This window comes from Konateibacter massiliensis, assembly GCF_900184995.1.
Lineage (GTDB): Bacteria > Bacillota > Clostridia > Lachnospirales > Lachnospiraceae > Lachnotalea > Lachnotalea massiliensis.
The window spans coordinates 137,235-149,159 of the sequence record NZ_LT860097.1 but is presented as its reverse complement, the minus strand read 5'-3'; the positions used below and the strand labels follow the sequence as shown (position 1 = coordinate 149,159).

14 protein-coding genes are annotated in these 11,925 nt (G+C 38.2%); all 14 read right to left on the bottom strand.

All coding sequences use genetic code 11. The annotated features are described in order from the left end of the window. Nucleotides 1–11: 11 nt before the first annotated feature. On the bottom strand, nucleotides 12–524 hold the full coding sequence (locus CTY48_RS00705; protein ID WP_099466598.1) for a hypothetical protein: 513 nt from the start codon (nucleotides 522–524) through the stop codon (nucleotides 12–14). 101 nt (nucleotides 525–625) lie between these two features. After that, the gene (locus CTY48_RS00700; protein WP_099466597.1) at nucleotides 626–1,312 is read right to left on the bottom strand and encodes a class I SAM-dependent methyltransferase; all 687 of its coding nucleotides are present in this window, start codon (nucleotides 1,310–1,312) and stop codon (nucleotides 626–628) included. Between the two features lie 14 nt (nucleotides 1,313–1,326). Beyond that, a complete protein-coding gene (locus CTY48_RS00695; RefSeq protein WP_099466596.1) occupies nucleotides 1,327–2,175 on the bottom strand; it encodes an NAD-dependent epimerase/dehydratase family protein in 849 nt (282 codons plus the stop codon). A gap of 40 nt (nucleotides 2,176–2,215) precedes the next feature. After that, nucleotides 2,216–3,133 (bottom strand): aldo/keto reductase, encoded by a 918-nt coding sequence (locus CTY48_RS00690; RefSeq protein ID WP_099466595.1) that lies wholly within the window; start codon nucleotides 3,131–3,133, stop codon nucleotides 2,216–2,218. 188 nt (nucleotides 3,134–3,321) lie between these two features. Continuing rightward, nucleotides 3,322–3,825 (bottom strand): GNAT family N-acetyltransferase, encoded by a 504-nt coding sequence (locus CTY48_RS00685; protein WP_099466594.1) that lies wholly within the window; start codon nucleotides 3,823–3,825, stop codon nucleotides 3,322–3,324. Between the two features lie 44 nt (nucleotides 3,826–3,869). After that, complete coding sequence (locus CTY48_RS00680; RefSeq protein WP_268876702.1) at nucleotides 3,870–4,190, bottom strand: HAD-IIIA family hydrolase; 321 nt, start codon at nucleotides 4,188–4,190, stop codon at nucleotides 3,870–3,872. A 65-nt stretch (nucleotides 4,191–4,255) separates the two neighbouring features. Next, nucleotides 4,256–4,777, bottom strand: coding sequence for a dCTP deaminase (gene dcd, locus CTY48_RS00675; RefSeq protein ID WP_099466592.1), 522 nt, complete (start codon nucleotides 4,775–4,777; stop codon nucleotides 4,256–4,258). Between the two features lie 72 nt (nucleotides 4,778–4,849). Beyond that, a complete protein-coding gene (locus tag CTY48_RS00670) occupies nucleotides 4,850–5,530 on the bottom strand; it encodes an HD domain-containing protein (protein ID WP_099466591.1) in 681 nt (226 codons plus the stop codon). A 177-nt stretch (nucleotides 5,531–5,707) separates the two neighbouring features. Further along, nucleotides 5,708–6,505: a class I SAM-dependent methyltransferase gene (locus CTY48_RS00665; protein WP_099466590.1), complete on the bottom strand. Its 798-nt coding sequence runs from the start codon at nucleotides 6,503–6,505 to the stop codon at nucleotides 5,708–5,710. Nucleotides 6,506–6,736: 231 nt separating this feature from the next. Then, complete coding sequence (locus CTY48_RS19935; protein WP_268876700.1) at nucleotides 6,737–6,871, bottom strand: hypothetical protein; 135 nt, start codon at nucleotides 6,869–6,871, stop codon at nucleotides 6,737–6,739. A gap of 146 nt (nucleotides 6,872–7,017) precedes the next feature. Further along, a complete protein-coding gene (locus CTY48_RS00660) occupies nucleotides 7,018–7,722 on the bottom strand; it encodes an MBL fold metallo-hydrolase (protein WP_099466589.1) in 705 nt (234 codons plus the stop codon). Between the two features lie 269 nt (nucleotides 7,723–7,991). Further along, nucleotides 7,992–8,924: a homoserine O-acetyltransferase MetA gene (gene metA, locus CTY48_RS00655; protein ID WP_099466588.1), complete on the bottom strand. Its 933-nt coding sequence runs from the start codon at nucleotides 8,922–8,924 to the stop codon at nucleotides 7,992–7,994. 250 nt (nucleotides 8,925–9,174) lie between these two features. Continuing rightward, nucleotides 9,175–11,130, bottom strand: coding sequence for an NAD-dependent DNA ligase LigA (ligA, locus tag CTY48_RS00650; protein WP_099466587.1), 1,956 nt, complete (start codon nucleotides 11,128–11,130; stop codon nucleotides 9,175–9,177). Next, the gene (rluF, locus tag CTY48_RS00645; protein ID WP_099466586.1) at nucleotides 11,078–11,899 is read right to left on the bottom strand and encodes a 23S rRNA pseudouridine(2604) synthase RluF; all 822 of its coding nucleotides are present in this window, start codon (nucleotides 11,897–11,899) and stop codon (nucleotides 11,078–11,080) included. The genes ligA and rluF overlap by 53 nt, the downstream gene beginning before the upstream one ends. Nucleotides 11,900–11,925 lie beyond the last annotated feature (26 nt).

Below are 11,925 nucleotides of genomic sequence, written 5' to 3'. Positions count from 1 at the left end.
GTTTGATATGTTCATGAGCCTTCCGGTTCATTATAGGCATACCAATCCGATTCCGGCAACCCTAACTCGCGCAAAATGCCATTTAAGTAGCCAATGTTATACATGATATGTCTTATTTGCCCAATAATCACATCCGCATATGTATATTGTGGATTATCACCACAAACAGAAACACTCAATTTTTCATCATTCAGATTATTAAACATCGACGTAGTTTTTATTTGAATTGCGTCAAGGTACTCTAGCATTTTGCCTTGTGGTATAAATAACCCTTCGTAGCTGTCTGCATATAAGTCAGTTGTATAGGTATCATCAAAAATCATTGTACGCCATTCACTATCATCATACTTCTCGCGCATCCAGAAATCAATAAAATAGACGAAATGAAAAACCTGCTGCCAAAAGGGCACTTCGTTATAAGATGCAGCCCAGATTTTTTCCGGACAAACCTTTACAAGTATACGTGCCATATGAAATGTGGAGTCAAACTGGTTTCGCAAAGCCTCTGTAATTAGTCTGTTCATCATAACCTCCTGTATTATGTAAATAATTTGTCTTCTTGCTATTTTTAATGAACCAAGCCCTAGGGTATGGGGCTTGGTTCATTACTTGTATATTTTGTTTATTATGGTCTTTTACCTCCGGAGGTATATACCGTCGTCATGAGATCTAACTTAATCAAACCTTCTACGTTATTGCGATCGAAATCCCCGTTTACTTCAGCGATGTAAGCCTTAAACCTCTCTTCACCCGGTTTCGGGTCGTGCGAATGCGACAACCGATAGGCAATCCAATTCTCGCGAGTGTAATAGACAGGATTTGAAAACTCACGTATTACGGGATGATTATCAAAAAACTTATCGGTGGACGTTTTGCTGTGGACAGGACCTTCGCTTTTCGGATCAGTGTTATAAACCGCAACGACAAATCCCTCCGGTCTAAGTACACGCAGACATTCCTTTAAGAAAGTCGCCGGTTCAAACCAATGAAGCGCCTGTGCCACGGTTATCACGTCCACGCCCGCAGTTGGCAAATTAGTATTTTCGGCAGTACCATTCAAAACACGGGCATTGTGATATGGCTCAAGCGTTTTTTCAAGCTGCAAGCGCATATCGTCGTTTGGCTCAACCGCATACAATATGTTTCCGCATCTGGCCAAAAGCTCTGAAAGCTTGCCGGTACCCGCTCCAATATCAGCAAATACGGCATCCTGCGGTGCAAGCGAGCAAATATAGTCAATTGCTTCGGCTGCATAGCTCGGGCGGGCCTGTGCATAAACTTCAGCTTTTCCGGTAAACAGATTGGTATTCATAGTCACCTCATATTTTATTTTGGTACATTATCACGCCAGTAATGTACAGGCTGCCAATTTAATACCTTTTTAGCCTTTTCATTACTAAGCAATGTATGGTAATTGTCAATCGGAATACGGATATCCTTTACCTCAGGGAATTCAGCTTTCATCAGCTCACTGCTTTTTATATCCATACTCGTATCATCCGCCGAGAGATTAAGCGCTATGGAGCCAAGACCCTCTGCTTCAATAGCTAATCTACATGCCACAGCGATATCACGCGCATCAATATAGCTCCATAAAATCGTTCGGCGCATCTTCGGTTCATGAATAAATTCCGGGAACTTCTTATAGTTTTCAGGCGTAATAACATTGCCAATACGGAAAGACACCACCTGCATACCGCATCGGCGGTTAATCATATCTGCAGTTTTTTCTGCTACGATTTTGGATAACCCATAGCAGTCTTCCGGCAACTGCGGATGCTCTTCATCCATCGGAACATATTGAGGCGCCAGATTTTGCTTGGAGAACACTATACCATAGGAAGATTCACTGGATGCAATCACTGCCTTCTTAATACCGAGACCAGCCGCAGCTTCCAGAATATTATAGGTGCTCATCACATTATTCTGAAAAGTCACCTCATTTGGATGGCTGTATGCCACCGGAATGGCTGCAAGATGCACAACAGCATCCGCTCCCTCCAATGCACCATAACATTCACCCAGCTTCATAAGATCAACCTTTAAAAATCTTGCAGAGCTTTTTTCTGGTTTCGTAATATCTACATTCAGAACATCATAACCCATTTCTACAAAATGATCTACGACATAAGGACCTAACAGTCCGTTTCCGCCGGTTATTACTACTTTCTTCATATCTATTACACTCCTTTTTCCAAATTTATTTTGACCTGTCCTACGGCAGGATATTCCCAGCTGCACGATAGATTTCGTACCACTCCTCGCGGGTCAAATAAATATCTGCTGCCTTAATGCAATCCTTTAAGCGTTCTGCATTCATAGTTCCTGTTACAGGCTGCATGTGTGCAGGATGGCGAAGAATCCAGGCCAACGCAATCGTAGTATTAGTAACTCCATATTTGGAAGCAATCTCGTCAATCTTGGCATTTAGCTCTGGAAACTTTTCATTATTCAAAAAGATGCCTTCAAAAAAACCATGTTGGAAAGGTGACCACGGCTGTATCGTAATATCGTTCAAACGACAGAAATCCAACACGCTGCCATCACGGTTGACAGCAGCTTCATCCAGCATGTTGACATGGATGCCTGCCGAAATCATAGTGGAATTAGTAATACTCAACTGCAGTTGGTTTGCCACAATCGGCTGCTTCAACGATTTTTGAAGCAACTGTATCTGCATGGGATTCTGATTCGATACACCAAAGTTACGAACCTTTCCGCTGCTATAGAGCTTATCGAATGCCTCGGCAACCTCATCCGGTTCAACCAATGCATCCGGGCGGTGCAGAAGCAGAACATCCAGATAATCCGTTTTTAGGCGTTTCAGGCTGCCATCTACCGATTCTAAAATATGTTCTTTAGAGAAGTCAAACATGCCCTTTCTAATTCCGCATTTCGATTGCAGGATAATCTTTTCACGTATTGCGTCATTCATATGAATCGCATCTGCAAATATTTCTTCACAAGTCCCACCACCATAAATATCGGCGTGATCAAAGAAAGTAGCACCATTATCCAAAGCTGTTTGTACAAAATGCTCCGCATCCGGTTTACTTAATCCGTTAATACGCATACAGCCAACTGCAATGACCGGTACCTGCAAGGTTGATTGTCCTAATTTCATAGTTTTCATAATAGTTTTTCTCCTTTTACATTGAAATTTTTTATCCCACTTATGCATTTAACAGCACTTTGCAAGGATAGCCTTATGCTCATAATAAGATTATAAACCTTAGCGTTTACTCTAGGTCAATAGTAAACTATAAAGAAACTAGAATTAATCGGTTCATCAAACATAATTTTCCTCCGGCAGTTCTCTTTCTATACATGATAATGTAGTTTTATTTGAACTTTTGACTTATCTTCCTTGTCTTCATCAATATGAATTATTTTACCGCCCATTGAAACATAAAAATTAAGAGCATCTATATTATATTTATTGACTGATATGAAAAACTCATCATTGCCATTGCTTTTAATTATATCTTTGCCTATAGTAAAAAGCGTTCGTCCTATTCCTTTTCTTTGATACTCTTTCAGTAGATAGAGTAATCCAATTTCCTGCTTAAAATTGCGAAATGGTCTGCATGGTTCACCACAACTCATGTAACCAACAATTTGTTCGTTGTCAGCAGCAACATATAAATTAATATTTGGATTATTAATTATCTCTTCAAATTTTAAAGAATTCCTCAATATGTCATAACTATTTATTTTTTCGTCTGGATAGATACCCCTATATGTAGTATTCCACACTTCCTTCTTTAGCATAGCCAGCAAATAGCGATCATCACGTTTTGCCAATCGGTATGTTATTTGCCCCATATATTCTCCTCCCTAAGTGATTAGATATCTCCTAAGTATCTTTCTTATAAATAGTCACTCAAATCTGCTAATGATTCAATTTTTATATAATCAAACAGGTCTGATTTTATATTAATCCCATATGTTCTGATTCCTACTCTATTACCAAGTTCAATATCACATAGAGAATCCCCTACTAGTAAAGATTCTTCTAAATCAATAGCTGGATATTTTAATAAAGCTTGTTCATAAAGTCCTGTCTTTGGTTTAAAGCATTTGCAATTCTCTTCTTTGGTATGAGGACAAAAGAAAATATCCTTTATCACTATTCCATTGTCTGATAAAACATTTAAAAATAGCCTTGTAAATTCATGATATCGTTCTATGCTGATAATACCTTGATTAATAATATACTGATTTTTATTATTTCACCCCATTTAAAACTCATCCCTTATTTTTCAAAATCCCGATACAATAAACTTGGTTGAATTCCCCTGTTGTTCTGGTATTTGCCGCTGTCATACAAATCATATTCCCCCATAATATTGTGATAATAAATTTGACATATCTCAACATCTGGATAGATTCTAACCGGCTGTATACAATGAATTTCTAATGTCCAGTATCCGGCAAAACCAACGTCACCAAAACCGGCAGTCACATGAATATAAAGTCCCAACCTTCCTATGGATGAGCGCCCTTCCAGCATAGGAACGAATTTAGTGGTTTTAGTAAACTCATTTGTACGTCCGAGATATAAAATATTAGGCTGTAGTAAAAGCCCCTCTTCTGGAATTACAATCTGCTTCGTTTTGTTTGGAACCTTCATATCAAGTTCCTCGGCTTCATAAATAAGTAACTCATTGGCCAAGGTAAGATTATAACTGTTAGGGTTTACTTTATTTGTGTCAAATGGTGAAATAATAATTTCTTTTCCCATATGTTTTATGATTTCTTTTCCTGATAATATCATTCAGTTTCTCCTTTCTATAATTCGATGTTTTTATTTATTTTGAAATAGACCGTTCATTTTTAGTATAGAAAATTAAAAATCCAATACCTTATCTAATTGCCCTTTCCCCAGAGAATAGGCCGACTGCACTTCTCGCAGCATATTATTATAAAAATCTACAGCCGCTTTCTGCCTCTCCATCGCTAATGCTTGTCCTCTTTTCGTATAAAATTTATCATACAGCCTTTCCAGCTTAAATTTATATTCTTGAAAAAATGATGGAGCATTATCTTTACTTCCGTCCAAAATTTCACCTTCTACATTCGTTGAATATAATGGCTCTGAAACATATCCTTTATAAAATAACGTTCTTGCGATTCCTAACGTCCCTGTAACATCTAATTTGTCTGCATCAAATAATATTTTAGCTTCCATTATTTGCGGTAAATGATGCGTCCTGTACCGATGAGATATGATACATTCTTTGACTGCCTGAGCGTCAGACGGCTCCCAGCCACACTCTAATAAATATTGATTTGCCTTATCACCTCCAACTATTGCATGGCACAGATTAGGATTTTGAAATTGTTCTTCTCTTCCAATGTCATGCAGCAAACAGGCTGTAATCAATATATCATAATTTATATTTTCTTCATATTTTGCTATGTCTAATGCAGTATATAAAACCCTATATACATGCTCCCTATCATGTGCACTGTCATTCATACATTCACACATGTAACTTTCTATTTCTTGAAATTTCTCTTTAAGCATTCTTATCCTCCATGAAGCTAAAAAAGCAGATTCTCACTAGAGAATCTGCATAAAAGTAGTCTTATAAATTTATTTCTTTATCCCCTTTCAACATCTCCCTTTTACCATTTTATTACTTTCTGTATTATAATACAAGAAAAGAAAAAAAATCAGGGGACTTGGGTATTTATAAATAGGTTAAATTTTCTTATAAGTATATACACCTAGTCTGTTATTCGTAATATACATAATAGGTGTCAGCAACTTTTTTGCACCAGGAAGCAGGTACTTTAATTCATCCGTAAAATTAATCAGTCCTTTTTGTTTCATAACGGGGCAAAGATTAACAACTTCACTACCGTCTTTCACTCCCCAGCTAAATTGTGCGTTCGTCTTTTTTATCGTGTCATGCATACCTGCCTTGTTGACCAGTCCTTTATACAGCAAGTCAAACTGTGCCTCAAAACTTTCAAAGCCATTTGTCAGTATTTCAAGAAACTCTCTGACATCACTTTCTTTCAGATACATTAGCACACCTTCTGAAAGAACCAATAATTTTTTCCCGTTTATTTCGATATCTTGTGGCCATGTAGGGTCTAAAGCTGATTTCGCAATGTTTTTTACACGGTCGTGAGCTTCAAAAAACAGCTCCCTCTGAGCTATGACTTCTGGAAAATCCAGATTATACCATTCTATTTTACCATTATCCACCCGTGAAAATCGGGTGTCGAGACCGCAGCCTACCGAAACAATAACACAGTCTGGATTTTTACTGATAAATTTTCTTACCTGCTCATCCATAATTTTTGTTCTTGCCAAAACCCCGTAATAAGACATCACACCGCTGTCAAATTTTTCAAAATCATAATCAATTTTTTTAATCATTTCAGCAGCTTTTTTATCGTTGATTACGGGAGTACTGCTCATTGCATCTTTTGCCCTGATATAAAGCGTAACCAGCAGCGTCTCCATAACCCCATTCAATTCTACAGACATATATAATCCTCCTCTTAATAAATTTAATCCCAATGGTTAGTTTTGACTAACCATATATTGCTAACTATACGCCTTACATTACATATTGTCAAGCAATCATAAAAAATCAGAGGTATTGTACTTCTTCCATTTACACAAATAATAAATGCGAATTCCTTAGAATTCGCATTTATATGATAATCATCGTTATTTTAAATATTTATCAACTAATTTTAATTAATGAGCAATCACCTACACATCATTATTCTCAATGGAGTGACGTTTTGCATTTTTATTCTTGTTTTGGTTTTCTCTTGTGATTGGTGTTTGTCCATTGCATTTTTCCATTCTTGCCTCTTTGTTATCTGGTTGACTATCTTTTGGCATGATATTCCTCCTTTTATAATTATAAGTAGGAGTTATTCTGAATTCTCTCTACTGCTTGCTTTGTAACATTTAATATGCGCAGTTTTAAGCATTCTATGTATGTAAGTTGCCTTTCCGCCCTGGAAGAAAGGTATATAAGGATTATATTACTTAGTTATTATTCTTACTAATTTTCCTCCATGATAACAATAATAATTATCTGCATTCATAGACTTAATTTTTTCTAGTGAGTTTTCAGCTAGAACTAAATCAAGTGTAAATTGCGGATTTGCAATTACTAATTCACCATCCTCTATAACTGCTGCATCACCTGTCACAATAGAATTAGTCTCTGTTAAAAATAGAGAAATATGACCTGGCATATGACCAGGAGTAGATATCACCTGACATCCTCCGGCCCATTCATAATAATCACCATCTTTAACCGTTATATCTACATTGACAGGTTTTACTTTCCTTAAGGCTTCACAGAATTCAATTCCAAATTGTTTCTGTTCTTCTGGCATAAAAGTTAACATTTCCTCCGCTTGTAACAGTCTAAGTGATTTTCTTTTGCCAGAAATATACTCACTCTCTATTTCACTTGAGACTACCTTTATATGTGGATACTTTTCTTTAATTTCATATAAAGCTCCCATATGGTCATCATCATGATGAGTAATCAATACTTTCGTCAATGAACTAGGCTCTATACCCTTTGCCTTCATTTCAGCTTCTAGTAAAGATAAAAAATCAGAATATCCACAATCAACTAAAATAATGTCATTATTATCTATTAATAAAATAGGGTTAATGTTCTTTATTTCATTTTTATATTCAAACTTAATATCTAACATTACTATTTCTTTCATTTAAATTTACTCCTTTCAATCCCAACGTTTTCATTAACAATCCTAGTGTTAAACCTAATTTTTGCTCTCGTAAATTACGAATATGATTCCCTATGTCTATATATTAATAATTCTTTGAATACGCTAATTAATCCTTTTCCCTTTACTCCGCCCTACCAAGTTTACACCATTCAAACCAAAATCCATGAAAATGTATGAAATAATATAAACAAAAACCGCCCCTCTACGAGACGGTTCTCAAACCCTTGCAAAACACAAGGAATTTCCTGCTATATCATATACTCCGGCTCACTAGCCTCCAAATCATAAGGAGTTACCTGATAAACATAATAATTCAACCAATTCGTATACAAATTATTGCAATGTGACCGCCACTGAAGCAATGGTCTTCCGGTATCGTCATCACCTGCATAATAATTTTTCGGTATCTCAATCTCCAGTCCTTTTTCCTTATCCCGCGTATATTCATTATGCAGTGTCACTCTGTCATACTCCGGATGTCCCATGACAAAGATCTGCTTGCCTTCGTTTGCCATTACGATGTATACTCCGGCTTCCTCGGATTCTGCAAGAATCGTAAGCTTCGGGTTGTTCGCAATCGCTTCCCTTGACACCGTTGTGTGTCTGGAATGAGGCGCATAGAACTCGTCATCAAAACCTCTTACCAGCGCAACCTTGCGATTAAGGACGGAATGCTTAAATAAGCCGAACATTTTCTGGTCAAGCGGTTCCTTGTTAATTCCAAAATGATAGTATAAGCCTGCCTGAGCACCCCAGCAAATATGAAAGGTTGAGGTCACGTTTGTTTTGGACCACTCCATAATCTGGGTTAATTCATTCCAATAATTTACATCCTTAAATTCCATCTGCTCAACCGGTGCACCGGTGATAATGAGTCCGTCCATTCTTCTGTGCTTAATTTCATCAAAAGTACTGTAAAACTTATTTAAATGACTTGCCGATGTATTCTTTGATACATGACTGGACACATTTAGAAAGGTCAAATCTACCTGCAAGGGTGTGTTGGAAAGTGCCCGCATAAGCTGGATTTCCGTATCCTGCTTTACCGGCATTAGATTTAAAATTCCAATCTCAATCGGACGAATGTCCTGATGCATCGCACGACCTTCGTCCATCACAAATATATTTTCTGTTTCTAGTATTCCCTTAGCGGGTAAATCGCTCTGTACCTTAATTGGCATAATATCACCGTCTCATTCTATAATTTTATGGTAACTGTTCAGAGCCAATCTCGAAAACACTACGTGTTTCCTCGATGTGGCGTATCCGCCAAATAAATTTGATAAAGAGTATGCTTAAGAATGCGAGCATTCTACGCATATCTTCATCTAATTTGCTTGGCTCTGAACCGTTACATTTTATGTTAAGTTTTACGCTGCGTTTTTCTCTTTCAACAGTATAGCACATTTTGTCGATATAGGAAATAGGAGGCTACATCATCTGCATAAAATCTTCCTCAGAAATAATAGCTACACCAAGCTCCTTTGCCTTCTTGTTCTTGGAGGACATGGAGGTCGTATCATTATTAATCAGATAATTTGTCTTGGAGGTAACGCTTCCCGTCACCTTACCGCCTTTTTCCTCAATTAGCTCCTTTAAGGCATTTCGATTTTCAAACTGCTCAAGGCTTCCTGTAATGACAAATACTTTACCCTTTAATATCTGTTCCTCCTCGTTGATTTCAATTTTCTCTAAGGTCAATTCCTCCAACAAATGAGAAAGCTTATCCAAATTATCTTGATTGTCAAAATAAGATGCAATGCTGTCTGCAATTACCCCGCCGATTCCTGCTATCTGAGACAACTCCTCACGTGAAGCATGTATAATATGTTCTATCTCATAGCCATATTCCTTGCAAATCATCTTGGCATTTGACACACCGATGTTTAATATTCCCAAGCTGTAAATAAGCCTTGGAAGAGTTGTCTCTCTTGACCTCTCTATACTTGCCATCAGGTTATCAAAGGATTTCCTTCCAAAGCCCTCCATTTCTACAATAGTCTCCTCGAACTGTGCAAGCTTAAAAATATCAGCAAACTCCTTGATAAAGCCTTTTGCAATAAACTTCTCCAGTGTTGCTTCCGATAAGCCTTCAATATTTAGGGCATCCCTGCTCACAAATAACGTAAATGCTTTTATCTTTTTAGCAAGACATTCCGGATTTTCGCAGTAAAGAGCTTCCACATCATTCATTTTGCGTATCGCCGTGTTTCCACCGCACACCGGACAGGCTGTAGGTATCGGACAGACGCCGCTTCTTGTCAGGTTTTTTGCGATTTGCGGTATAATCATGTTTGCCTTGTATACCTCGATTGTATCTCCATATCCAAGCTCAAGACTCTTTAAAATACTGATATTGTGGACGCTTGCCCTGCTCACTGACGTTCCCTCAAGCTCAACCGGCTCAAAAATGGCAACTGGATTAATCAGCCCTGTTCTGGACGGACTCCATTCGATTTCTAAAAGCGTTGTCTCCTTAATCTCATCTGCCCATTTAAACGCTATCGAATCCCTTGGAAACTTTGATGTGGCACCAAGTCTCTGTCCATAGGCGATATCATCATAGAGAACAACAAGTCCGTCCGACGGAAAATCATTGCTCTTTATTTTTTCTGAAAAATACTCAATTGCCTCCTCCAAGGTATCTTTGGTCACCATTTTGTATTCTACAACCTCAAAACCTTGTTCCCTCAGCCACTCAAATTGATTTTTTCTGGAATTTTGAAACTCAACTCCCTCCGCCCTCACAAGGGAAAACGCAAAGAAATTTACATTTCGATTCGCTGTAATTTCATTGTTTAACTGTCTTACCGAACCGCTGCAAAGGTTTCTTGGATTCTTGTACTTCGCCTCGACGTCCTCAATCTGATTGTTGATTTTTTCAAAATCAGAATAGCGGATTACCGCCTCACCACGCAAAATAAGCTCACCCTGATAGCTGATTTTCAGCGGAATATTTTTAAAAACTCTGGCATTATTCGTAATAACCTCGCCTACTTCGCCGTTTCCACGCGTAACTGCCTTTTGAAGCTCACCGTTTCTATAGGTCAAAACAATTGTAAGACCGTCAAGTTTCCACGAAATTATGGCTTCCTGCTCCCCCATCCATTCGCCAAGCTCTTCCCTTGATTTTGTTTTGTTCAGGGAGAGCATCGCCCTCTCGTGAGGTTCCTTTGGAAGTTCACTAAGTACTTCATATCCTACATTTATCGTTGGACTGTTGCCAAGTACAACACCGGTCTCCTGTTCCAGTGCCAGCAATTCATCATACAGCGCATCATATTCATAGTTGCTCATTATCTCTGACGCTTCCTGATAATAAGCCCTGCCTGCCTTATTTAAAATTTCGATTAGTTCCTTGATTCGGTTTAGTTTGTTTTCGCTCATTTTGCTCTCCATATATTGTAGTATTCGAGGAATTTTTTATAAGCCTTTGAAGTTCTTTTAATTCTCCGGGCGTGATATCTCTATATTTCCCCTGCGGTAAATTTCCCAGCTTAATATTCATGATTCTTATTCTTTCCAGCTTACATACTTTGTAGCCGAAATATTCACACATTCGTCTGATCTGCCGATTCAGCCCCTGCGTTATAATAATGCGAAAGGTTCGCTTTCCCGTTTTTTCAATTTTACATGGTCTTGTCACGGTTTCCAAGATAGGAACACCTTTTGCCATTCCACGCAAAAATTGCTCCGTGACGACCTTGTCTACCTCCACAAGGTATTCCTTTTCATGCTCGTTTCCGGAACGCATCATTTTATTAACCATATCACCTTGGTTGGTCATCAAAATCAAGCCCTGTGAATCCTTGTCGAGCCTGCCAACCGGATAAATTCGCTGCGGATAGTTAATATAATCCACGATATTATTCTTTTCCTTCTTCTGGGTGGTGCATACCACCCCGACTGGTTTATGAAAGGCAAGAAGTACCATCTTCTCCTTATGTTGCACTTCTTTCCCATCCACACAAATTTTTTGGCTGTCATCCACCTTCGTTCCCATAACTGCCTTTACGCCGTCAACGGTCACTTTACCTGCCTCTATCAGCCTGTCTGCCTCTCTCCTCGAGCAAATTCCTGCTTCACTCAAATATTTATTAATCCGAACCGGTTCTTCCGTTTTTCTCTCAAAATTCTTTTTCATCTGATCACTCATAAAGCTCCTCCAGCATTGACTGCTGC

Coding starts and splice junctions, on each gene's coding strand:
- CTY48_RS00705 (WP_099466598.1), bottom strand. CDS start 524: ATGAACAGACTAATTACAGAGGCTTTGCGAAACCAGTTTGACTCCACA.
- CTY48_RS00700 (WP_099466597.1), bottom strand. CDS start 1,312: ATGAATACCAATCTGTTTACCGGAAAAGCTGAAGTTTATGCACAGGCC.
- CTY48_RS00695 (WP_099466596.1), bottom strand. CDS start 2,175: ATGAAGAAAGTAGTAATAACCGGCGGAAACGGACTGTTAGGTCCTTAT.
- CTY48_RS00690 (WP_099466595.1), bottom strand. CDS start 3,133: ATGAAAACTATGAAATTAGGACAATCAACCTTGCAGGTACCGGTCATT.
- CTY48_RS00685 (WP_099466594.1), bottom strand. CDS start 3,825: ATGGGGCAAATAACATACCGATTGGCAAAACGTGATGATCGCTATTTG.
- dcd (WP_099466592.1), bottom strand. CDS start 4,777: ATGATATTATCAGGAAAAGAAATCATAAAACATATGGGAAAAGAAATT.
- CTY48_RS00670 (WP_099466591.1), bottom strand. CDS start 5,530: ATGCTTAAAGAGAAATTTCAAGAAATAGAAAGTTACATGTGTGAATGT.
- CTY48_RS00665 (WP_099466590.1), bottom strand. CDS start 6,505: ATGTCTGTAGAATTGAATGGGGTTATGGAGACGCTGCTGGTTACGCTT.
- CTY48_RS19935 (WP_268876700.1), bottom strand. CDS start 6,871: ATGCCAAAAGATAGTCAACCAGATAACAAAGAGGCAAGAATGGAAAAA.
- CTY48_RS00660 (WP_099466589.1), bottom strand. CDS start 7,722: ATGAAAGAAATAGTAATGTTAGATATTAAGTTTGAATATAAAAATGAA.
- metA (WP_099466588.1), bottom strand. CDS start 8,924: ATGCCAATTAAGGTACAGAGCGATTTACCCGCTAAGGGAATACTAGAA.
- ligA (WP_099466587.1), bottom strand. CDS start 11,130: ATGAGCGAAAACAAACTAAACCGAATCAAGGAACTAATCGAAATTTTA.
- rluF (WP_099466586.1), bottom strand. CDS start 11,899: ATGAGTGATCAGATGAAAAAGAATTTTGAGAGAAAAACGGAAGAACCG.